This is a genomic window from Roseisolibacter agri (assembly GCF_030159095.1).
GTDB lineage: Bacteria > Gemmatimonadota > Gemmatimonadetes > Gemmatimonadales > Gemmatimonadaceae > Roseisolibacter > Roseisolibacter agri.
Genome location: NZ_BRXS01000004.1, coordinates 68,362 through 91,786, shown reverse-complemented (window position 1 = coordinate 91,786; position 23,425 = coordinate 68,362). Strand labels below are relative to the sequence as shown.

Here is a 23,425-nt window from a genome sequence, read left to right as displayed (position 1 = left end):
TCGGTCTATATTCCGGGGCCATGTCGGACTCGCCCCGCGTCTACGTCCCGCGCCCACGCGCCGTCCCCGCGCCCGAGACGCGCGACCTCTCCGCGGAGCTCAACCCCGCGCAGCACGCGGCCGCCGCGCACGGCGACGGGCCGCTGCTCGTCATCGCCGGCGCCGGCACGGGCAAGACGCGCACGCTCATCCACCGCGTCGCGCAGCTGATCGCCCGCGGCGTGCCGCCGGAGCGCATCCTCCTGCTGACGTTCACGCGCCGCGCCGCGCAGGAGATGCTGCAGCGCGTGGAGCGGCTGGTGGGCTCGGTGAGCCAGCGCGTGCACGGCGGGACGTTCCACGCCACCGCGCACCGCCTGCTGCGGCGCTACGGTCAGGCGGCCGGCATCGCGCAGGACTTCACGATCATGGACCAGGGCGACGCCGAGGACCTGATGCAGCTCTCGCGCGCGGCGCTGGGGCTGGCGGACCAGAAGCGGCGCGCCGGCGACCCGCCCACGAAGCGCTTCGCGAAGAAGGAGACGCTGCAGGCGGTCTACTCGCGCCACGTCAACACGGGCCTCGAGCTGGAGCACATCCTCGGCCGCGACTACCCGCACTTCGCGGAGCGCGTGGACGACTTCAAGCGCGTCTACGCCGACTACGTGGACCGCAAGGCGCAGCGCAACCTCGTGGACTACGACGACCTCCTGCTCTTCTGGGCGGGGATGCTCGACGCGCCGCAGCTGGGCGCGACGATCGCGGGGCTGTACGACCACGTCCTCGTCGACGAGTACCAGGACACGAACGTGCTGCAGGCGCGCATCCTCCGCGGGATGACGAAGCTGCACCGCAACCTCACCGTCGTCGGCGACGATGCGCAGAGCATCTACTCGTTCCGCGGCGCGCACTTCCGCAACATCCTCGACTTCCCGCAGCAGTTCCCCGGCACGCGGATGGTCACGCTCGAGCAGAACTACCGCTCCACGCAGGCCATCCTCGACACGTCGAACGAGCTGATCGCCCGCGCCGAGGAGCGCTTCAGCAAGCGGCTGTGGACCGAGCGCGCGGGCGGCGAGGCGCCGTGGCTGGTGAGCGCGAAGGACGAGGGCGAGCAGACGCGCTTCGTCGTGGACCGCGTGCTGGAGCTGCACGAGGAGGGGATGCCGCTGCGCGAGATGGCGGTGCTCTTCCGCGCGGGCTACCTCTCGGCCGACCTCGAGATCGAGCTCACCGCCCGCAACATCCCGTACGAGAAGTGGGGCGGGCTGAAGTTCCTGGAGGCCGCGCACGTGAAGGACGTGCTGGCGTTCCTGCGCGTGCTGGAGAACCCGCGCGACGAGGTGAGCTGGTATCGCCTGCTCCTGCTGCTCCCCGGCGTGGGCGACGTGACCGCACGCGCGGCGATCGACGCCGTGGCCGAAGCGGGGTGGGAGGCGTCGGGGCTGTCGCGCTTCACGCCGCCGCCCAAGGCGCGCGAGTGGCACGGCCGGCTGGCGACGCTGCTCGCGGAGCTGACGCGCGCGGTGCGGCGCGCGACGCCCGACCTCGGCGCCGAGATCGGGATGATCCGCCGCATGTACGACGCGCTGCTGCGCGAGCGCTACGACAACGCGGAGCCGCGGCTGGCGGACCTCGAGCAGCTGCAGACGATCGCGGCGGGGTACGCGGACCGCGCCGCCTTCCTCTCCGCGCTCGCGCTGGAGCCGCCGAGCGCGACGCAGGACCTCGCGGGCGCGGACGAGCCAGGCGAGGACGACGCGCTCGTGCTCAGCACCGTGCACTCGGCCAAGGGCAAGGAGTGGGACGCCGTGTTCGTGATCTGGGCGGCGGACGGGATGTTCCCGCTCGCGCGCGCGGCGGGCGATCCGGACCAGCTGGAGGAGGAGCGCCGGCTGCTCTACGTCGCGCTGACGCGCGCGCGGCACGAGCTGTACGTGACCTATCCGCTCAACGCGTACAACTCGCGCATGGGCGCCGACTACTCGATCGACCAGCTGTCGCGCTTCCTCGACCGCGGCGTGCGCGCGACGATGCAGCGCGTCGTGGTGGGCCACGCCGCCGGCGAGCCGCAGCCCGCCGCGCCGCCCGCGGCCGCGGCGGGGCTGGACCTGCGCGCGCTGCTCCGCGGGAAGTTCGCGGGCTGACCGGAGGATGCGCGGCGTAGGCGGCATCCCCGCGGCGCCGGCGCGTGTCCAACGCGTGGTCGGACGCGGGACGGGCTCGCGTCGGCCGTCGCCCACGCGTGCCGCATGCCCAACGTCGAGACGCAGCAGCGAGGACGCCATCCGTGGCTGGCGCGGGCGGCGGGCGTGGCGCCCGGCGCGCTGCTCACGGCCGCCATGCTCCTCGCCGTGGTGGCGAGCGCGCGCTCGCGCGGCGGCTGGCTGTTGCCGGGGCCTCGCGCGCCGATCCCGGGCGAGCGCGTTGTGTTCGTGGCGCCGCGTTCGTCCGACGCGACCGCGCCGACCGCAGCACCGCCGCGCGCGACGACCGACGGTCCCGCGGAGGGATCAGGCGCCGTCGCGCCGCCCGCGCCGATCGTGGGTCCGACCTCCGAACCGCCGACCGGCGCCACGCCGACAGGGACGCTCCCGGCAGTACCCCGCCTGCCCATCGCGTCGCGCGCGGGCGTGGACTCGCGTCTGGCGCGCCCGCGTGGCTACGTCCCGCCCGGCGTCGATGCGCGAGCACTCCGACTCGGCACGCCGCGGCCGGACCACGCGCCGCTCGACAGCGCGCGGCGCGACTCCGCGCTCGCGGCGATGCGCGCCGACCTCTCGGAGCACGCGTTGCGCGGGCGGATCCCCGTCGGCAGCGACGACGCGGGCAAGGCGCTCGCCCCGGTCGGCGCGACGGGGCTGTCCGCCGACGGGCGGCGCGACCTCGCGCGCGCCGCGATCGTGGACTGGCAGCGGCGGGATGCCGCGGCTCAGGTGCAGGAGAAGGGACGGCGCCCCGCGCTCACGATCTCGCGGCGCCTGTCGTTCGGCGGACCGCGCCCACCGGCGGTGAGCGACGCCGAGGTGCGCGCGATGTTCGAGCGGACGCAGGCGCGCGTGCGCCGTCGTGCCGACTCGCTGGCCTGGCTGGCGGAGTCCACCCGCGTGGCGCGCGAGCGCGAGGAGTCGCGTGGACAGTCGCCGGGATAGTCGGACGGCTCACCTGCCAACACGCCGGGCCACATTGCCTCTTGGAGGGACGCGGATGCTCCGGATCGAGCGGATCGAACGGATCGCTCCGCTCCGGCGCATGGGACATCGCCGTCAGGCGGGGCGATCCGGAGCATCCGCTTCATCCGGAGTATCCGTATCGCCCCCAGAAGCCAAAGGGCTCGCGCGCGCCGCCCCCTGAACGACGAACTGCTTTGACAGGATGACAGGATGACCAGGAGGCTCCGCGCAGCGCATGGGATGTCGCGCTCCATGGAGCCTCCTGGTCATCCTGTCATCCTGTCCTGCAGTTCCCGATCACGCAGCCGCCTACCGCAGCGGCCGCGGCTCCGGCGGCGCGGTGAGCCACGCCCGCAGCCCGGCGTACGGATCCTTCGGCGACGCCTTCGCCACCGCGACGATGCGCGCGATCGCGTGGCGCACGTCGCCGCCCTCGCGACGCAGCACCTCCTCGAACAGCCCCAGCTCTCGCGCGTAGGTGCGGCGCGCCAGCAGCGACGCGTTGTCGAGCTGCACGCGCGCGGCCCACGCCGCGGCGCGCGTGGGCCCGAGCGCCGAGAGCCGCGGCCCGATCGAGTCCGCGAGCAGCTGCCGCGCGCGCGCGTAGACCGTGTCGCGCGCCACGACGCGCGCCGCGCTGTCGGCGGACGTGCGCCCCGGATGCGCCGCGTACGCCGAGTCGATGCGCGACGCGAGCGCCTGCCAGAACCCGGCGAGCAGCTGGTCGTCCGCCCAGCGCGACTCGGCCCGACGCGCCGACGCCGTGTCGCCGCGCACCGCGAAGTACCGCCCGCTACCGTACGCGCCGACGAAGCTCGCGAAGCTCTCGTTGAAGACCGCCTGCCCCGGCGCGTAGAAGGTGTTGTGCGTCAGCTCGTGCACCACCGTGTTCGCGAGGTCGACCGAGTCCTCCTGCAGCGTCGTGTTCAGCAGCGGGTCGTCGAACCAGCCGAGCGTGGAGTACGCGGACGACGGCCGCAGGTAGACGTCGAAGCCGCGCGCGCGCAGCCCGCGCGCCGCGCGCCGCGCCGCCCCGAAGTCGAAGTAGCCCTTGTACGGCACGCGGCCGACGATCGGGAACCACCAGCTGTACGCCTCCAGCCGGTCGCGGTGCGCCGCCGACAGCACGAGCACCAGCGTGTCGCGCCCGATGTCGGTGTAGCGCGTGAAGCTGCGCCCCGCGTCCAGCCCGAGCGAGTCCACCGCGAAGCGGCGCGCGTCCAGCACCAGCCGCAGCTTGTCGCGCGTGCGCGCGTCCACCCCGCCCTGCTCCACCAGCTGCGCGATCGGCTTGCGTCGCGCGAGGATGCGCCCCTGCTCGTAGCCCGCGCGGCTGAGGAAGCAGCCCGTCGGCGTGAGCGCCAGCAGCACGAGGCCGGCCGCCAGCGCGGCAGCCAGGCGCAGGCGGCGGCGCGGACGGCGGGGCGCGCCCGTGGCGTTCATGGCATTCAGCGCGTTCATGGCGCCCACCGCACGCCCAGCCGGTGCGTGGCGCCGAGGGCCGCGTAGCCCTGGTAGGCGTAGTCCAGCCCCACCGCGCGGAAGCCGAGCCCGGCGCCCACGGTGTGCGCGGGCATCGCCTCGTCGCGCAGCAGCCGGCGTCGCACGCCGCCGCGCGCGTCGAGGGAGAGGTGTCCGCGCTGCCAGCGCAGCTCCGCGCCCGCCGCGGGCCGCGCCGCCTCGCCGTCCAGCTGCACGACTTCGGCGGTCGTCAGCAGCGACAGCGTCGGCGTGAGCGTCGTCGGCCGCGCGATGCCGACGCGCATGCGTCGTGGCAGCGGGCTCGCGCGTCCGAGCAGCGACAGCTCGCCGCCCAGGTGCTGCAGCGCGCCCGCGACGGTGAGGCCCGCGAGCGCGCGGCGCGGCAGCGGCGACGTCGCGGACGCCGCGGGCACCGTCCACGCGAGTCCCACGTCGCCCGCGATCGTCTGCCCCGACGCCTCGGCCACGCGCTGCCGCACGAGCGTCGCCGACGCGCCCGCGCGCACGCCCCACAGCGCACGCGCGAAGCCCGCGGTCACCGCCAGCTCGCCGCCCGTGACCGTGCGCCCCGTCGGCTCGTACTCCTGCGCCTCGGGCGCGTCGGGATACTGCAGCGAGCGCACGCCGACGGCGGCCGTCCCGCCCGCGACGCGCACCGCGCCCACCGCGGCGCCGAGCAGCGTGGTGGCCAGGAAGCGCTCGACGGACGCGCTGACGCCGCGGCCGCGCACGGTCGCCAGCTGCGCGGGCGAGTAGAAGAGCGACGCCTCGTCGCCACCGACGGCCGTGAACGCATCCGCCAGCGCGGCGGCGCGCGGCGCGGCAGGCAGCGACAGCACCGCGGCGGCGTGGCGTCCGCCGTCCTGCGCGCGCGCGGGTGCGGCGACGGCGGCCAGCAGCGACGCGACGGCCAGGGTGCGGACGGGAAGCATGCCTCGCAACCTAGCGCGCATCCCCCTACGGCGAGATGCGAATGATGCCCAGCTGCGCCTCGGCGTTCGCGGCGAACGGCCCGCCCTGCGGCGCTGCGAAGCGGAGCGCGGTCCCGATGCCGCGCGGGAGCTGCGTGTCGTACACCTCGAACGATCCCGGCAGCAGCGTCCCGATCGCCGGCTGCGCGCCGACGAACGGCCCGCTGCGCACCGGCAGCGGCCAGCGCGAGTCGCGTCCCAGCCCCTGCGTCAGCAGGCGGCGCAGCGCGCGCTCCCCGAAGCGGTAGCGCGCGGGGATGCGCGACCGCGGCACCAGGTTGATGCTGTCGGCGGCGAGCGCGATCACGAAGTCGCCGAACAGCGCCGGGAACGTCTCGCCCGCGACCTCCTCGACGTTGCGCCTGCCCGTGCGCGGGGTCTGCACCAGCCGCGCGAGGATGCCGTCCCCCTTCTGCACCATCAGCCAGCGCAGGAAGAGCCACGCGGCGCCTCGCTCCTCGAGCGAGCCGAGCGCGTCGAACGCGCTCACCGAGTGCGTGCTGGGCGCGCCGAGGTAGAGCAGCGCGTTCTCGATGTCGCCGCGGTAGAACGCGATCGCGGAGTCGGGCAGCAGCTGCGTCGACAGCCCGCGGCCCAGCGGCGCCGGGAAGCGCTTCTCGAACAGGCGCCCGCCCATCTCCTCGGCCATGTGGCTCAGGCCCTCGTTCAACCACGTCGTCTCGTCGGACCCGCGCCGCACCAGCACGTGCTGGTTGTACGAGATCATGTGCTGGAACTCGTGCAGGAACGTCGACGGCAGCTGGCGCACGACGTCGGTCGCGAAGTGCGCGCAGCTCCGCGTCCCCGCGGGATCCGGCACCAGCGCGTAGAGGATCTCGGCGCGGTTCGAGTTCTGGCTGCGCGTGCCGAGGTCCGTGCCGTTGAAGAAGCCGCGCACGAAGCCGTCCGCGCTGCACTGCGCGGCCGTCGTCAGCCCGTTGACGATGGGCGTCAGCAGCACGATCACGCGCCCGTTCCCGTCGATGTCCGACTCGGCGCCGAAGATCTCGACGTCCAGCGGGTGCAGCGTGCGGTCGAGCAGGTCGCCGAAGCGCCGCATCGCGAGCGAGTCGATGGGCGCCGGCGCTGCGCGGTCCTCGTAGACCAGCACGTTGGCGCCGACGTAGCGCAGCCGCGCGGTGCTGTTGGAGTAGGCGGTGCCGTCCACGCGCGAGAGCACGCGGAACGTCCGCTCGGTGCCGAGCGCGGGCGGCTCGGGCACGGGCAGGCCGGCGAGCGGCGCGGGGTCGGCGGCGCTCCGCATGCTCCGGCGTGCCAGCGCCTCGCGCGTGAGCGCCGCGGCCTCCTCGGCGATGCCGGCCCGTGCCAGCCCGCGCTCGGTCGCGCGCAGCAGGCGCTCCAGCGACTCGCGCGGGGAGATCGGGCGGCGCGTGAGGCTCGGCGTCGGCGACGGCAGGGCGTCCGCGGTGGTGGCGGCCGTGGCCTCGGCGGTCAGGAGGTAGCTCCGCGCCCCCGACGGGTCTTCGGCCGACGCGAGCTGCGGGAAGAGGAGGTAGCGGCCGCCCTCGGTGCCGAGGCGCGCGCACCCGGCCGCGTCGCTGCCGGCGACCGTGAACGCCTCGAACGGCTGTAGCCCCAGCCCGCGCGACGCCTCGGTGAGCGTGACCGGCAGCGCGTTGGTGAGGGTCGCCCCCGCCTGCACCGCGACCATCAGGTCGCCCGACGGCAGGCAGTGCGGGACGATCACCCGCACCAGCGTGTCGCCCACCACCGCCAGCACCCGCGCCCGCGCCGCGCCGACGAGCACCCCGCCGCTCGTGGTGCCGGCGAGCCCGCGCCCCCGCACGAGGACCGTGTCGCCGGCGGTGACGCGGACCGGGAAGACCTCGACGAGCGCGGCCGGCGCGCCCGCGACGACGGCGAAGCGCACCGCGTCCCCGTCGCGGCCGGCGACCGAGGCGACGACGACCACCGTGTCCCCCTCGAGCCCGAGCCGGAGCCGGGTGGCCGCGGCGCCCGTCGCGTCGGAGACGACCAGCGAGTCGAGCAGGGCGGCGCCGCGGCCGGCGGCGACGCGGAACTGGACCGGCACCCCGCGGGCCGCGCGCCCCAGCGAGTCGGTGACCTGGACGACGAGCGGCTCCGCCAGGACGCCGCCGGCCGGCGCGCTGCGCACCTCGGTCGTGCGCGGCTGGAGGGTGTACGAGACGAAGGGCGTGTCCGGGCCGCCGGGATTCCGGCAGGCGGCCGGACCGGCGGCCCAGAGCAGGGCCCAAATTATTGCACCCGCGCGACTTACGCGCACTCCGCGCCTCCCGGCGCGAATTGACGCGGGCTGCCCGCGGTGGCTATCGTACTCGTCCAATGTCGTTCGTACATCTCCATTGCCACTCCGAGTACTCGCTTCTGGATGGCGCCAACCGGATCGAGGACCTGATCCGGCGCGCCCAGGAGCTCGAGCAGCCTGCGCTGGCGATTACCGACCACGGTAACATGCACGCCGCGTGGGAGTTCCAGGAGAAGGCGAAGAAGGCGAAGCTGAAGCCGATCCTGGGGATGGAGGCGTACGTGGCCCCCGGCTCCCGACTCGAGCGTGCCCGGCCGGCCCCGGGCGCCAAACCTTACCACCACCTCGTCCTACTCGCGAGGGACCTGACCGGTTACAAGAACCTGGTCAAGCTCTCGTCGCTGGCGTACACCGAGGGCTTCTACGTGAAGCCGCGCGTGGACCGCGAGCTGCTCGCGGCCCACAGCGAGGGGCTGATCGTGACCTCCGCCTGCCTCGCGGGCGAGGTGGCGGGCCACCTCATGGACGACCGCTGGGAGCAGGCCCGCGAGGCCGCCGCCTGGTACGCGGAGCTGTTCAAGGACCGCTACTACCTCGAGGTCCAGGCGCACGACTCGGGCGGCCAGAAGGAGCTGAACGACAGGATCTTCAAGCTCTCGGCCGACATGGGGCTGCCCGTCGTCGCCACCAACGACGCGCACTTCCTGAAGGCGAACGACCACGCCGCGCACGACGTGCTGCTGTGCATCGGCCTGGGGAAGGACCTGAAGGACCCCGACCGCATGCACTACGACCGGGGCCTCTACTTCAAGAACCACCTCGAGATGGGCGAGCGGTTCCCGGGGCGCACGGACGTCCTCGAGAACACGCTGAAGATCGCCGACGAGGTGGACGTGCAGTTCGGGAAGAAGTACAACGTCCCGAGCTTCCCGCTCCCGCCCGACGTCGCGACCGAGAACGACCTGCTGGTGAAGCTGTCGAAGGAGGGCGCGCTGGAGCGCTACGCCGGCAAGCGCGGCGCCGCGCCCGGCGAGCTGGCGGCCGAGGTGCAGGAGCGCCTCGACTACGAGCTGGGCGTCATCCTGCAGACCGGCTACGCCGGCTACTTCCTCATCGTCGCGGACTTCATCAAGGCCGCGCGCGACCGCGGGATTCCCGTGGGCCCGGGCCGCGGCTCGGCCGCCGGCTCGCTGGTCGCGTACGCGCTCGGCATCACGAACGTCTGCCCGCTGGAGTTCGACCTCCTGTTCGAGCGCTTCCTGAACCCGGAGCGCGTGTCCATGCCCGACGTGGACGTGGACTTCTGCTTCGAGCGGCGCGGGGAGGTCATCGAGTACGTCCGGCAGAAGTACGGCAAGGAGTCCGTCTGCCAGATCGTGACGTTCGGGACGATGAAGTCGCGCGCCGTCGTCAAGGACGTCGGGCGGGTGCTCGGCTTCACGCCGGCGGAGACCGACGCGCTGGCGAAGCTGATCCCCAACGCGCCGAACTTCTCGCTCTCCATCGACGAGGCGATCGAGCAGGTCCCCGACGTCAAGCGCTTCTACGAGACCGACGCGCGCTACCGCGAGCTGCTCGACTACGCGTCGGCGCTCGAGGGGCTGTCGCGCCACACGGGCGTGCACGCCGCCGGCGTCGTCATCGCGCCGGGGCCGGTGCACGAGTTCGTGCCCGTCTGCACGCAGAGCTCCAAGGGCTCCGGCGGCGAGGGGGGCGACGAGAAGATCACGGTCGCGCAGTACGACATGAACTGCCTCGAGAAGGCAGGCATGCTGAAGATGGACTTCCTCGGGCTGACCACGCTGACGGTCATCTTCGACGCGCTCACGTCCATCAAGCAGCGCACCGGCGAGTGGCTCGACCTCGACGGCATGGGCTTCGACGACGAGAAGACGTACCAGATGCTGCGCTCCGGGCGCACGGCGGGCGTCTTCCAGTTCGAGTCGCCGCTGGCCACCGACGTGCTCCGGCAGATGCGCTGCGACCGCTTCGACGACCTCGTGGCGTCGAACGCGCTGCTGCGTCCGGGCCCGCTCGACAGCGGGATGCACAAGGTCTACATCCGCCGTAAGCGCGGCGAGGAGCCGGTCAGCTACGCGCTCCCCGAGCTGGAGCCGATCCTGCGCGAGACGCAGGGCGTCATCACCTACCAGGAGCAGGTGATGCGTATCGCCCAGCGCCTGGCCGGCATCTCGCTCGCCGAAGCCGACGTGCTCCGCAAGGCCGTGGGCAAGAAGGACGCGGAGCTCATCAAGGCGGAGCTCGGGAAGTTCGAGACGAAGGCGATCGCGCAGGGCCACGACAAGAGCATCATCAAGGACCTCGCGGGGCAGATCGAGACGTTCGGCCGCTACGGCTTCAACAAGTCGCACTCGGTCGCCTACTCGGTCGTCAGCTACCACACGGCCTACCTCAAGGCGAACTACCCGGCCGACTTCATGGCCGCGCTGCTGTCGGCCTGCATCGGCGACACGGACAGCGTCGTGAAGTACGTGGCCGAGGCGCGCGAGATGGGCATCGAGGTGCTGCCGCCGGACGTCAACGAGTCGGGCTACAAGTTCACGGTCGTCGGCGAGAAGCGGATCCGCTTCGGCCTCGGCGCCGTGCGCAACGTCGGCCAGGGCGCGGTCGACAGCATCATCGCCGCGCGCTTCGCCGAGGGCGTCTACAAGGACTTCTTCGACTTCGTCGAGCGCGTGGACCTGCGCGCCTGCAACAAGCGCGTGTTCGAGGCGCTCATCGCCGCCGGCGCGCTGGACGGGCTGGGCGGGCACCGCGCGCAGTACGTGACGGCGCTCGACCACGCGATCAGCGAGGCGCTGCTCAAGCAGGAGGAGCGCGAGCTGGGGCAGGTCTCGCTGTTCGGCGACGTGCTGGGCGGCGGCGCGCCCGCGCAGGCCAAGCCGACGCTCCCGCACGTGCCCGCGTGGAGCGAGAGCGACCGCCTGGCGAACGAGAAGGCGATCCTCGGCTTCTACGTGTCGGGGCATCCGCTGGAGCCCTTCCGGGCCGAGGCGGAGCTGTTCGCGACGCACAAGATCTCGGAGCTGGGCACGTGGACGCCCACGCCGATCGCGCTCGCGTGCGTCATCACGGCGGCTCGCCGACAGATCTCCAAGCGCAGCGGGGCCGAGTTCGCCCGGTTGACACTGGAGGATTTCTCGGGATCTTCCGAGGTGCTGGTGTTCCCCGAGGCCTGGGCGGTGCTCGCCGACCAGGTCAAGACGGACGTCCCCGTGCTCGTCGAGGGCGGGTACTCCAAGCGCGACCAGGGGGCGGAGAGCCCGACGTTCATCGTCGAGAAGGTGACCCGCCTGGCGGAGAAGCGCGTGAACGGGCAGGTGGCGGTCGCCATCGAGCTCGCCGCGGGCGCCGATCTGACGCCGAGCGTCATGCGCGACGTGCGCGCGACGTGTGACGCCTACCCTGGCACGGCGGCGCTCGAGCTGCGCTGGCGCGATCCCCGCGCCGGCCAGACCGCGCGCTTCCGGTCGCGTTCCCTCACCGTCGCGGCGTCCAACGCCGCCCTGAACGAACTGCGCGCGCTGCTCGGCGACGAGCGCGTCAAGCTGGTTCGAGGGGGTTGAAACCCATGGCCACCGCGTCCCTCGATTTCGAGAAGCCGCTGGTCGAGCTGGAGCGTCGCATCGACGAGCTGCGACAGCTCGCCGACGACCGCGACTTCGACGTGCAGGCGGAGCTGGAGCCGCTCGAGCGCAAGCTCGCGGACATGCGCAGCGAGATCTATCGCAACCTGACGCCCCTGCAGCGCGTGCAGGTCGCGCGCTCCGCGCGGCGTCCGTTCACGCAGGACTACATCGACCGCTGCTTCACCGACTGGATCGAGCTGCACGGCGACCGCCAGTTCCGCGACGACGGCGCGATCGTCGCCGGGTGGGCGCGCCTGGACGACGAGACGGTGATGGTGATCGGCCAGCAGCGCGGCCGCGACACCAAGGAGAACCTGCGCCGCAACTTCGGGATGCCGCACCCCGAGGGCTACCGCAAGGCGCTGCGCCTGATGAAGCTCGCCGAGAAGTTCCAGGTCCCCATCATCACGCTCATCGACACGCCGGGCGCGTGGCCCGGCATCGGCGCCGAGGAGCGTGGGCAGAGCGAGGCGATCGCGCGCAACCTGATCGAGATGGCGGCGCTGCAGGTGCCGATCATCGCCACCGTCATTGGCGAGGGCGGCTCGGGCGGCGCGCTCGCGCTGGGCGTCGCGGACCGCCTGCTGATGCTCGAGAACTCGGTCTACTCCGTGATCTCGGTCGAGGGGTGCGCCGCCATCCTCTGGAAGGACGGCAAGAGCCCCGAGATGCGCGAGAAGGCCGCCGGCGCGCTGCGCATCACCGCGCCCGAGCTGTTCGAGCTGCGCGTGGTGGACGAGGTGATCCCCGAGCCCACGGGCGGCGCGCACGCCGACCACGAGGCGACGGCGAAGAACGTCCGCGAGGTGCTGCTCAAGCACCTCGACGAGCTGCGGCGCCTGAAGCCCGAGAAGCTCGTGCGCCGTCGCCGCGAGAAGTTCCTCAAGATGGGCCGCTTCGTCGGCTGATCGGAGAGTCCGCGCACCTGATGTCGCACCTCGTCGAGATCGCCTTCAAGGGCAACCGCAAGGAGTTCTTCCTCTGGGACGGTGACGACCCGCCGAAGGCGCACGCGGCCATCATCGTCGAGGGCGACCGCGGCGAGGACCTGGGCGAGGTGCACGCGACCGGCGAGCTGGCCGCCAAGCGCTGGGCCGGCGTCGCGCACGGCGAGGCGCTGCTGGGCGCGGGCACGCAGCCGCAGCGCCGCGCGCTGCGCCTCGCGGCCGTCGAGGACGTGCGGCGCGCGGGCGAGCTGGAGGCGCTGAACGAGGAGGCGCGCCGCAAGGCGATGGAGCGCGTGCGCACGCACGGCCTCGTGATGAAGATCTCCGACGCCGACTGGCAGTGGGACCGCCGCAAGCTCACGCTCTACTTCACGGCCGAGAAGCGCGTCGACTTCCGCGCGCTCGTGCGCGACCTCGCGTCGCTCTTCCGCACGCGCATCGAGCTGAAGCAGATCGGCGTGCGCGACGAGGCCAAGCGGCTCGACGGCGTCGGACGCTGCGGGCGCCAGTACTGCTCCGCCGCCTGGCTCCCGGAGCTGCGGCCGGTGAACCTCAGCGTCGCCAAGGACCAGCGCCTGTCGCTGAACCCGACGCAGATCTCCGGCGCGTGCGGGCGCCTCATGTGCTCCCTGCGCTACGAGCACGACTTCTACGTGCAGCAGCGCAAGCGCTTCCCCAAGGAGGGGAAGGTGCTGACGACGTCGAAGGGCGAGGAGAAGGTGCTCGCCAACGACATCTTCCGCGAGCGCGTGACGCTGCGCGCCCTCGACGGCGAGCTGCGCGTCGTGCCGTTGGGCGACCTGCGGCGCGAGCTGGAGGCGCTGGGCGGCCCGTTCGCGTCGCCGGCCGGCCCGGGCGGGGACGACGGGGACGACACGGCGCACGACGCGGCGCACCTCGAGGAGGGGCACGTTGCCGAAGCGCCGTCGCGGGCACCGCGAGGTGAGCCGCGGAGCGAACCGCGAAGCGGCGACCGGCGCGGCCCCGACCGCCGCGAGGGCGACCGGCGCGAGGGTGAGCGCCGCGACGACCGCCCGGCCGAGCGGCGCGAGATCCCCGCGCGCCCGGCCGCGCCGCGCCTGATGCCGCCGCCGCTGGTCATCGGCGACCTGGAAGGCGTCTCGCTCGACGGCGTCACGCAGGAGATGCCGATCATGCGCCTGCCGGTCGGCGCGCCGGGCCAGCCCGTCCCCGAAGGTGGCGAGGCACCGGCCGACGGCACCGAGGTGCGTCCACGCCGCCGTCGCGGGCGGCGCGGCGGTCGTCGCAACCGGGGCGGGCGCCGCGCGGGCGACGAGGGGCACGAGGGCGCCGACGCGCAGCACGACGAGTCCCTCGACGAGGGGCACGACGACGGGCCGGACGACGCGCACGACGACGGCGAGCCCTGACCGCCGCCCGCGGCTTGTGGGGGGTGCGACATTTCGGGAGCGCTCCGCACCATCCCGCACCACGCCTGAGGTCCGACCGATTGCCTGACGCCCCGTTCTACCTGACCACTGCCATCGACTACGCGAACGGCGAGCCCCACCTGGGCCACGCGTTCGAGAAGATCGGCGCGGACACCATCGCCCGCTATCAGCGGCAGGCCGGGCGCGCCGTCCACTTCCTCATCGGGATGGACGAGCACGGGCAGAAGGTCGCGCAGACCGCCGCCGACCGCGGCGTCACGCCGCAGGCGCTTGTCGACCAGGTGGCCGAGAGCTTCCTCGCGATGTGGGCGCGGCTCGGCATCTCGTACGACCAGTTCATCCGCACGACGACCGCGACGCACCAGGCGGGCGTGCGCGCGCTCATCGCGCGCATCTTCGAGCGCAGCCCCGACGACTTCTACGAGAAGGCGTACGAGGGCTGGTACTGCGTCGGCTGCGAGGCGTTCAAGAGCGAGGGCGAGATCGTCGACGGGAAGTGTCCGCTGCATCCGACGCGCGAGCTGCAGTGGACGCGGGAGACCAACTGGTTCTTCCGCCTCTCGCGCTACCAGCAGTTCCTCGAGACGCTGCTGCGCGAGCGCCCCGACTTCTGCCAGCCCGAGAGCCGCCGCAACGAGATCCTCGGCCTGCTCGCGCAGGGGCTGGAGGACGTCTCGGCGAGCCGCTCGCGCTTCGCGTGGGGCGTGCCCTTCCCCCGCCCCACCGGCGACGGCGAGACGCAGACGACGTACGTCTGGTTCGACGCGCTGCCCAACTACCTCACCGCGACGGGCTTCCCCGAGGCGGGCTACGAGGCGCGCTGGCCCGCGCAGCTGCACGTCATCGGCAAGGACATCACGCGCTTCCACTGCGTGATCTGGCCCGCGATGCTGCAGGCGGCCGGGCTGCCGCTCCCCGAGCGCGTGTGGGCGCACGGCTTCGTCAACCTGGGCGGCGAGCGGTTCAGCAAGAGCGCCGGCGTGAAGCTGGAGCTGGGCGAGGCGATCGACCGCTTCGGCGCCGACGCCTTCCGCTACTTCCTGCTGCGCGAGGTGCCGTTCGACGGCGACGGCAACTTCTCGTGGGAGCGCTTCGAGGAGCGCTACACCGCGGACCTCGCGAACGCGCTCGGCAACCTCGCGAGCCGCACGGTCGCGATGGTCGAGAAGTACTGCGCCGGCGTGGTGCCCGCGACCTTCGACGCCGCCATCCTCGCGGCCGACGCCGCGGACCTGGCCGCGTACCACGCGGCGATGGACGGATCGCGCGGCTACCTGCTGCACCAGGGGCTGGAGGCGATCTGGCAGATCGTCTTTCGCGCCAACGCCTTCGTGCAGGAGCGCCAGCCGTGGACGCTGGCCAAGGATCCGGCGCAGCGGGCCGCGCTCGAGGCGGTGCTCGGCACGCTGGTGCGCCAGCTCGTGACGGTGAGCGTCGCGCTCGCCCCCTTCATGCCCGCGAAGGCCGAGGAGCTGTGGGCCACGCTCGGCGCGCCGGCGGCGGGGCACGAGGCGGCCGCGCGCGTCGCGTTCGCGACGCTGCCGTCGATCGACCCGACGGGATGGTCGGTGACGAAGGGCGCGGGCCTCTTCCCGCGGCCGGAGCCGAAGCCCGCGACGGCCTGACGCGCCCTGCCGCGCCGCACCCGGCGCGGCGCGCCACTGGCTCGGCCGCCCGGCGTCCTGCCGGGCGGCCGAGCCATTTGTGTATTCGCCCGGGCCGGCTCACTTTGAGGTGCTCCGCGGCAGCGCGCACGTCCCACCTCCTGGTGGGACGGCCTGCGTGCACGTGGGCCCGGTCCGTCCCAGCGACCCTACGTTCCGTACCGGTCGCTGCCCCTTCTCCTTTCGGAGGTTCGTTCATGAGAGGTCGCAGCCGCGCCTCGTCCGTCGTGCTCGCGAGCGCCGTGGTGGCGCTCGCCGGCGCCCGTGCCGCCCACGCGCAGGATGCACCGAGCATCCGCGTCACGGTCGTCGACTCGGCGACGCGCCAGCCCGTCCCGAACGCGCAGATCCTCGTCGGCGGCGCGGCGCGCGGCACGACCGACGCCGCGGGCCGCCTGGTCGTGCGCAACACGCGGCCGGGCACCGTCACCGTGCGCGTCCAGCGCATCGGCTTCCGGCCGCAGACCCGCCAGGTCACGGTGTCCGGCAGCGGCGCGGAGCTCGAGATCGCGCTCGCGACGCAGGCCGCCGTGCTCTCCGACGTGGTCGTCGTCGGCTACGGCACGCGCAGCCGCGCGGAGGTCAGCAGCTCCGTCGCGCAGGTCGGCGGCGAGCAGGTGCGGAACACCCCGGTGGCCGGCGTGGACGCCGCGCTCCAGGGCAAGGCGCCGGGCGTGCAGGTCACGCAGAACGCCGGCAACCCCGGCAACGGCATCACGGTGCGCGTCCGCGGCGCCTCGTCGATCTCGGCGAGCAACCAGCCGCTCTACGTCATCGACGGCGTGCCGCTGATCCAGGAGAACGCCTCGCAGATCGGCTTCGGCGGCCAGGGCATGACCGCCGTCACGGGCCTCAACCCGGACGAGATCGACCGCATCGACGTGCTGAAGGACGCCGCGGCCGCCGCGATCTACGGCTCGCGCGCCTCGAACGGCGTCATCCTGATCACGACGAAGCGCGGCGCGATCTCCGGCCCGCGCTTCACGTTCAACGCCTACTACGGGCAGCAGAAGTCCGCGCGCCGGCTGCCGATGCTCAACGCGCAGCAGTACGTCGCCTTCATGAACGAGGCCGCGACGAACGACGGCGAGGACCCGCTCTTCACGCCGGGCACCGACGACGCGATCGACACCGACTGGCAGAGCGCCGTGCTGCGCACCGCGCCCGTGTCGAACTTCAACCTCACGGCGAGCGGCGGCGGCGACCGGTTCCAGTACCTGATCTCGGGCTCGCGCTTCGGGCAGGACGGCATCGTGATGGGCAGCGGCTACAACCGCGGCAGCGGGCGCGTGAACCTGGACGCGACCGCCACGTCGAAGCTCACGCTGCGCTCGTCGCTGGCGCTCACGCGCGAGCACTTCGACCGCACGGAGAACGACAACACGATCGTCGGCCCGCAGGCGAACGCGCAGGCGAACCAGCCGAACGTGCCGATCTACAAGGAGGGCACGACGACGTTCTCCTCGTCGGCCGACGGGCTGGCGTACGCCAACTCGGTCGCGCTGGCGACCTACAACAAGGCGCCGGGCAACTCGCTGCGCGCCCTCGGCAGCGTCGAGGCGGCGTTCGAGGCGACGGACCGCCTGCGCATCAACGGCCGCTTCGGCGCCGACGTGTACGATCTGAACGAGCGCCGCTGGGACTCGCCGCGCGTCGCGGACACCTACGCCGTGGGCGCCACCGGCGTCGCGCAGCAGGGCACCACGACGTCGACGAAGTTCGTCAGCGAGGCGTACGCCGACGCGGACCTGCTCCGCTCCGAGGCGCAGAAGCTGACGCTCACCGTCGGCTCGAGCGCGGAGTTCAACCACAACGAGATCCTCTTCCTGCGCGGCGAGGGCTTCGGGAGCGACCAGTTCCAGTACCCGGGCTCCGCCGGCAAGATCGTGACGTACGACGGGCGCGCGACGCAGGCCAACCTGCTCTCCGCGTTCTCGCGCGCGAGCTACTCGCTCAACGGCCGGTACCTGGTGACGGCCAGCCTGCGCACCGACGGCTCGTCGCGCTTCGGCAAGGACCGCCGCTACGGCGTCTTCCCGGCCGTGTCGCTGGGCTGGAACGTGAGCGACGAGTCGCTGCTGTCGGGCATGCGCCGCTTCGCGACGATGAAGCTGCGCGGCAGCTACGGCGTGACCGGCAACCAGGCGATCCCCACGCTCTACGGCTACCTGACGTCGTACGCGCGCGCCAACTACGCGGGCACGGCGGGCATCGCGCCGGACGCGCTGGGCAACGAGGACCTGCGCTGGGAGTCCACGCGCGAGAGCGACGTCGGCATCGACCTCGGCTTCCTCGACGGCCGCGTGACGGTCATCGCGGACTACTACAGCAAGCTGACGACCGACCTGCTCGTGTCGCGCCCCGTGCCCACGACCAGCGGCTTCACGACGATCTTCGACAACGTCGGCAGCGTGAAGAACGCGGGCGTCGAGCTCCAGGTGACGACGCAGAACTTCCGCGCGCGCGAGAAGGGCGGCTTCGACTGGACCACGGACTTCAACGTCTCGCACAACGCGAACAAGGTCGTGGGCCTGTACCAGAACCAGCCCTTCGCCAGCGGCATCGGCGCGGTGAACTACGTCGCGGTCGGGCAGCCGATCGGCGTCTTCTTCACGTACAAGTTCGCCGGCGTCGATCCGCAGACCGGCGACGCGCAGTTCCGCAAGGCGGACGGCACGCTCACCACGTCGCCGGTGGCCGCCGACCGTCAGTACGTCGGCAGCCCGCATCCGCAGTACTACGGCGGCCTGCGGAACTCCTTCACGTGGAAGGCCTTCGACCTGAACGCGTTCGTGCAGTTCTCGCAGGGCGCGAAGGTCTTCAACCTGTTCCGCGAGTACTCCGACGACGCCGGCTACAACACGGACAACAAGATCGCGAACGTCCTGAAGCGCTGGCAGAAGCCGGGCGACGTCACCGACGTGCCGCGCGCCAGCTACAACGGCACCTCCGGCGCGGACTTCGTCTCCAGCCGCTACGTCGAGGACGGCTCCTACGTGCGCCTGCAGGACGTGACGTTCGGCGTCCGCCTCCCGAGCGCGATCGTGGGGCGCGGCGGCGTGTCGAACGCGCGCCTGTTCGTGACCGGCAGCAACCTGAAGCTGTGGACGGACTATCTCGGCTACGATCCGGACGTGAACAGCAACGGATCGAACGCGAACACCGCGCTGGGCCAGGACTTCTACGCCTACCCGCGCGCGCGCACGATCTCGATCGGCCTCAGCGGCGCCTTCTGAGCGCGGCCCACGTCTCCGTGACCCGAGCGATCCAAACCAACGCCATCATGCGCATCCGACAGTGGGCCTCCGGCGCCCTCCTCGCCCTCGCGGCGGTGGGCTGCAGCGCCGACGACATCCTGACCACCCCGCCGACGACCGCCGTCGCCGCCACCACCGCGATCACCGATCCGGTGAGCGCGGCCGCCGCCGTCGCCGGCATGTACGACGCCCTCGGAAGCGGCCGCTACTACGGCACCGATTTCGTCATCTTCGGCGACCTGTCCAGCGACAACACGTCGCACAGCGGCACGTTCTCCACCTACCGCAACGCCGACCAGAACGCGCTGCTCGCCGACAACACCACGACGGCCGGCATCTGGCGGCAGATCTACACGGGCATCAACACGGCCAACAACGTGCTGGCCCGCATGCCCGACGCGACGTACCTCACGACGGCGCTGCGCGACCAGTACAAGGGCGAGGCCTACTTCCTCCGCGCGCTGGGGCACCACAACGCCACCAAGCTCTGGGGCGCCGTGCCGGTCGTCACCCAGCCGACGACGAGCGCCGAGGAGGCCGGCCAGGTCGCCCGCGCCGACACCGCGACGGTCTATCGGCAGATCCTCGCCGACCTCGACTCGGCCGAGAAGTACATCGGCTCCGGCAAGCGCACCACGACGGCCTCGCTCGGCGCCGTGCGCGCGCTGCGGGCGCGCGTGAAGCTCTACCGCGCCGACTGGGCGGGCGCGCTCGCCGCCGCGCAGTCGGTCGACGCGATGGGCTACACGCTCGTGCCGACGTACTCGGACCTCTTCTCGCTCACCGGCTCGGCGACGGCGGAGGACATCTTCCGCCTGCGCTTCAGCGACACGGACCAGAACAGCGAGAGCTACTACTACTTCCCGAAGACGCTCGGCGGGCGGTACGAGGTGGCGCCGACGACCGACCTGCGCAGCGCCTACGCGGCCACGGACACGCGCCTCGCCTGGAACATCCAGACGAGCGGCACGCGCGTGTACGGCGCCAAGTTCCGCAGCGTCTCGGGCACGGAGCACATGCACGTCATCCGCTACGCCGAGGTGGTGCTGATCGAGGCCGAGGCGCTGGCACGCCTGAACCGCCTCGCGGAGGCGGTCGTGCAGCTGAACAAGGTGCGCACGCGCGCGGGCGTCGCGCCGGTGGCGGCGACGACGCAGCAGGCCGTCATCGACGCGATCATCCTGGAGCGCCGGCTGGAGCTGGCGTTCGAGGGCGACCGCTGGCCGGACATGGTGCGCACGGGGCTCGCGACGAGCTTCCTCGCCGCCAAGGGCGCCAAGACGACGCAGGCGCTGTATCCAGTGCCGCAGCGCGACCGCGACGTCGCGCCGGGGCTGACGCAGAACGCCGGCTACTGAGCCGGCACCGCGTTCCCACGCGTGACGAGGGGCCGCCGAGCAGTTGCTCGGCGGCCCCTCGTCACGCGTGGGCGTCCTGTGTGCCTCGCGCTCGTCCGCTCAGCGCGGCGCCGGCGTCGGCGCGCCCGGCGCGGGCGCCGGAGCCGGAGCCGGCGTGGTCGCGCCCGGCCGCGAGAAGTCGACCGTGGGCGCCTCGCGCGCGCCGGCGTTCGTGACCTCGAAGTACGGCCGCTGCTTCGCGCCCGTCACCTTCGCGGTGATCGCCGTCGGGAAGGTGCGGATCAGCGTGTTGTACTCGCGCACCGCGCCGTTGTAGTCCGAGCGCGACGTCGCGATGCGGTTCTCCGTCCCGGTCAGCTCGTCCTGCAGCCGCATGAACTGCTGGTTCGACTGCAGCTGCGGATACGAGGTGACGAGCGTCATCATCGGGATCAGCGCGCGCGACAGGTTGTCGTTCGCGTTCGCCAGCTCCTGCGGGTCGCCGCCGCCCGGCCGCGCCAGCGCGCCCGTGAGCCCGCGCTGCGCCTCGGCGACGCGCGTGAAGATCGTCTCCTCCTGCTGCGCGTAGCCCTTCACCGTCGCCACCAGGTTCGGGATCAGGTCGGCGCGGCGCTGCAGCTGCACCTCGATCTGCTGCTTCGCCTGCGCGGCCTGCTCGTCGAGCGTCTGGATGCGGTTGTAGCCACAGCCCGAAGTGCTCAGCGCGAGCCCGGCCGCCAGGGCGCCCACCAGGGCGCGGCGCGTCAGCGAACGGCGCGTGATGCGGTCACGCATGCGTGTCCTCTCTCTTGGTGTTGGTGTGGTGCGGCAGGTCCAGCGAAGATCGGGCGCACGCCGTCAGGCGTGCGTGAAGCCGTTCACGTGCGCGGCCAGGCGCTCCATGCCGGCCAGGTAGCCGGCGAGGACGTCCGCCGCGGCGTCGGGCGACAGGCGCGCCTGCCCGCGCGCGTGGCGCACCACGCGCACGAACGGCGCCGCGTCGAAGCCGGCCCGCGCGCCCACCGCGGTGGCGAGCGCCTCGCGGTCGGCCGGCGGGCGCTCGCCGTGCAGCCGCAGCACGGCGCGGAACACGGTCATGAACGTCCCCAGGCTGGCCTCCAGCAGCGCCAGCTGACGCTTGGGCTCCCAGCCGGTCGCCATGATGGCCGACCGCAGCTGCAGCAGCTTGCCCAGGGTCTGCTGCTCGACCTCGACGCGCAGGTCGCGCAGGTCGACCGCGATGCCGTCCAGCGGCAGCGCGCCGTGCAGCACGCGGTGGCGCTCCAGCAGGTCCGCGTACTCCATCGGGAAGACGTCGGCCGACGCGCGCCACTCGGCCGTCGTCAGCGTCAGCGGCGGCGGATGGCCGGCCTCGCCCCACGCGCGCGCGGTGGCCGCGACGGCCCGCAGCTGCGGCATCCCCAGCGCGTCCGTCACCACGAGGACGTTGTAATCCGCGCGCTCCGGCACGTGGTCCGTCGCCGCCGCGGAGCCGTACAGCACGACCGCCCGCAGCGCGTCGCCGTACGCCTTCCGCAGCTGATCGACCAGGTCCTCCAGGGTCATCCGAGCCATGATGGTTCTCGAGTAGATGCCGGCGCTCAGAAGTCGCGCCCCGCGCCGCCGCCGCTGAAGCCGCCCCCGCCGCCGAAGCCGCCGAAGCCACCTCCGCCGCCGCCGCCCCAGCCGCCCCCCCCACCCCAGCCGCCACCACCGCCCCAGCCCCCGCCGCCGAAGCCACCGCCGGTCGGGAACACGATCGGGATCGGGATGCACCCGCCGCACCCGCCGCGCCGCCGCCCGAACCCGCCGAACAGGCTCAGGACGACGAAGACGATGATGATCAGCAGGATCGGGTTGATGCCGCCCGACTGCGGCACGCGCCGGCGCTCGTACTGCGGCGGCGGCTGCGCGAACTCGCCCGGCGCGGACAGCGTGAAGCCGAACTCCTGCGCGTAGTGCTCGGCGACGCGGCGCGTCATCAGCTCCAGCGCGGCGCCGTAGTCCCCCTGCCGCAGCGCCGGCAGCGCCTCGTCCTGGATGGCGCCGACCTGCGCGTCGGTCATGAACCCCTCGGCGCCCATGCCGGGGGCGATGAACACGTGCCCGCGCCCGTCCGTGCTGCTCTCGCGCGGCACGAGCAGGATCACCGTGCCCGCGTTGCGCGTGCGGTCGCCGATCTGGGTCGCGGCGCCCACCTTCCATTGGCGGCCGATCTGCGTCGCGACGTCGTTCGGCGCGCGGCCGGCGATGTCCGCCAGCACGGCGATCGCGATCTCGCCGCCCGACTTCTCGCGCACCTCCCGCGCGACGGCCTCGATGCGCGCCGCGCGGTCTGCTGGCACCACCCCCGCGAAGTCGCTCAGGTGGCCGCGCGGCGCCGGCAGGTCGAGCTGCTGCAGCAGCGCCAGGAGCGCCAGGAGGACCGCGGAAGCGAAGCTGATCATTGACGGTGTATGTTAATACGCGCCCCTCGCGGACCGGGTGTCACCGGCGTCCGCGCGCGGCCCTTCCCTCCCCTGTCCTCATGCCGCCTCGCTCCGCGCCCCGTCCTGCCACGCGTGCCCTGCCCCGGGGCGCAGCGCTCCTCGCCACCCTCGCGACCGTCGTCGCGCTGGCGGCCTGCCGTGCCTCGGGCGAGGAGCGTGCCGCGGCGGCGGCGCCCGCGTCCGCCGGCGCCACGACTGCCACGACCACGGCCACCGCGGGCGGCGAGGCCGCGACCGGAGAGGCGCTGGCCACGCCCGCCGACAGCACCGCCATGCGCGCCGCCGCCGACCGCGGGCGCATCCTCGGCGACTCGACCGCGAAGGTCTGGGTGCTGATGGTGAGCGACTTCCAGTGCCCCTACTGCAAGATGTGGCACGACCAGTCGTTCGAGGCGCTGCGCCGCGAGTACGTCGCCACCGGCAAGGTGCGCATGGCGTACCTGCACTATCCCCTCGACCAGCACGAGCAGGCGGTGCCGTCCGCGGAGGCGGCGATGTGCGCCTCGGTGCAGCGGAAGTTCTGGGAGTACCAGTCGGCCCTCTTCGGCACCGTCGCGCGCTGGGGCCAGGCCGGCGACCAGAGCGCCGTCTACGACTCGCTCGCGCAGGGGCAGGGCCTCGACATGACGCGCTTCCGCGCCTGCACGAAGTCGCACGTCATGCGCGCGATCGTCGAGGCGGACCGCGACCGCATGGCGCGCGCGGGCGTCCGCAGCACGCCGAGCTTCTTCGTCGGCCAGCAGGGGATCGCCGGCGCACAGCCGGTGGGTGTCTTCCGCGAGGCGATCGAGGCGGAGCTGAAGAAGGCCCGCTGAG

The 23,425-nt window shown here is 72.9% G+C and carries 15 protein-coding genes; 9 read left to right on the top strand and 6 right to left on the bottom strand.

Annotated elements, in window-relative coordinates; all coding sequences use genetic code 11:
* Window positions 1-20: 20 nt before the first annotated feature.
* A complete protein-coding gene (locus rosag_RS12565) occupies window positions 21-2,126 on the top strand; it encodes an ATP-dependent helicase (RefSeq protein ID WP_284350494.1) in 2,106 nt (701 codons plus the stop codon).
* Window positions 2,127-2,231: 105 nt separating this feature from the next.
* A complete protein-coding gene (locus rosag_RS12560) occupies window positions 2,232-3,131 on the top strand; it encodes a hypothetical protein (RefSeq protein WP_284350493.1) in 900 nt (299 codons plus the stop codon).
* Between the two features lie 330 nt (window positions 3,132-3,461).
* Here the strand turns inward: rosag_RS12560 and rosag_RS12555 are convergent, their stop codons facing one another.
* The 3 genes from rosag_RS12555 to rosag_RS12545 are packed head-to-tail and all read right to left on the bottom strand — an operon-like array spanning window position 3,462 to window position 7,871.
* Window positions 3,462-4,613, bottom strand: a complete 1,152-nt coding sequence (locus rosag_RS12555) for an aminopeptidase (RefSeq protein ID WP_284350492.1) — start codon at window positions 4,611-4,613, stop codon at window positions 3,462-3,464.
* Window positions 4,610-5,566, bottom strand: a complete 957-nt coding sequence (locus rosag_RS12550) for a hypothetical protein (protein WP_284350491.1) — start codon at window positions 5,564-5,566, stop codon at window positions 4,610-4,612. The genes rosag_RS12555 and rosag_RS12550 overlap by 4 nt, the downstream gene beginning before the upstream one ends.
* A 25-nt stretch (window positions 5,567-5,591) precedes the next feature.
* Window positions 5,592-7,871 (bottom strand): hypothetical protein, encoded by a 2,280-nt coding sequence (locus rosag_RS12545; protein WP_284350490.1) that lies wholly within the window; start codon window positions 7,869-7,871, stop codon window positions 5,592-5,594.
* Between the two features lie 59 nt (window positions 7,872-7,930).
* On the opposite strand from rosag_RS12545, the gene dnaE reads away from it, so the two are divergent.
* From dnaE to rosag_RS12515, 6 genes are all read left to right on the top strand, one after another.
* Window positions 7,931-11,440: a DNA polymerase III subunit alpha gene (gene dnaE, locus rosag_RS12540; RefSeq protein ID WP_284350489.1), complete on the top strand. Its 3,510-nt coding sequence runs from the start codon at window positions 7,931-7,933 to the stop codon at window positions 11,438-11,440.
* A 5-nt stretch (window positions 11,441-11,445) separates the two neighbouring features.
* Window positions 11,446-12,411, top strand: coding sequence for an acetyl-CoA carboxylase carboxyltransferase subunit alpha (locus rosag_RS12535; RefSeq protein ID WP_284350488.1), 966 nt, complete (start codon window positions 11,446-11,448; stop codon window positions 12,409-12,411).
* Between the two features lie 20 nt (window positions 12,412-12,431).
* Entirely contained in the window at window positions 12,432-13,841 is a 1,410-nt protein-coding gene (locus tag rosag_RS12530) for a PSP1 domain-containing protein (RefSeq protein WP_284350487.1), read from the top strand.
* Between the two features lie 80 nt (window positions 13,842-13,921).
* Window positions 13,922-15,487 carry a methionine--tRNA ligase gene (locus tag rosag_RS12525; RefSeq protein WP_284350486.1) on the top strand — a complete coding sequence of 522 codons (1,566 nt, stop codon included), beginning with the start codon at window positions 13,922-13,924 and terminating at the stop codon, window positions 15,485-15,487.
* A 236-nt stretch (window positions 15,488-15,723) separates the two neighbouring features.
* The gene (locus rosag_RS12520) at window positions 15,724-18,762 is read left to right on the top strand and encodes a SusC/RagA family TonB-linked outer membrane protein (RefSeq protein WP_284350485.1); all 3,039 of its coding nucleotides are present in this window, start codon (window positions 15,724-15,726) and stop codon (window positions 18,760-18,762) included.
* A gap of 47 nt (window positions 18,763-18,809) precedes the next feature.
* Entirely contained in the window at window positions 18,810-20,141 is a 1,332-nt protein-coding gene (locus tag rosag_RS12515; protein ID WP_284350484.1) for a RagB/SusD family nutrient uptake outer membrane protein, read from the top strand.
* Window positions 20,142-20,240: 99 nt separating this feature from the next.
* Here the strand turns inward: rosag_RS12515 and rosag_RS12510 are convergent, their stop codons facing one another.
* The 3 genes from rosag_RS12510 to rosag_RS12500 all read right to left on the bottom strand — a co-directional run bounded on the left by rosag_RS12510 (window position 20,241) and on the right by rosag_RS12500 (window position 22,567).
* Entirely contained in the window at window positions 20,241-20,915 is a 675-nt protein-coding gene (locus rosag_RS12510; RefSeq protein ID WP_284350483.1) for a LemA family protein, read from the bottom strand.
* Between the two features lie 63 nt (window positions 20,916-20,978).
* A complete protein-coding gene (locus rosag_RS12505; RefSeq protein ID WP_284350482.1) occupies window positions 20,979-21,695 on the bottom strand; it encodes a hypothetical protein in 717 nt (238 codons plus the stop codon).
* Window positions 21,696-21,721: 26 nt separating this feature from the next.
* Window positions 21,722-22,567 carry a TPM domain-containing protein gene (locus tag rosag_RS12500; protein WP_284350481.1) on the bottom strand — a complete coding sequence of 282 codons (846 nt, stop codon included), beginning with the start codon at window positions 22,565-22,567 and terminating at the stop codon, window positions 21,722-21,724.
* An 80-nt stretch (window positions 22,568-22,647) separates the two neighbouring features.
* Here rosag_RS12500 and rosag_RS12495 point away from each other — a divergent pair, with 80 nt between their 5' ends.
* Complete coding sequence (locus rosag_RS12495; protein ID WP_284350480.1) at window positions 22,648-23,424, top strand: DsbA family protein; 777 nt, start codon at window positions 22,648-22,650, stop codon at window positions 23,422-23,424.
* The last annotated feature ends 1 nt before the right edge of the window (window position 23,425 follow it).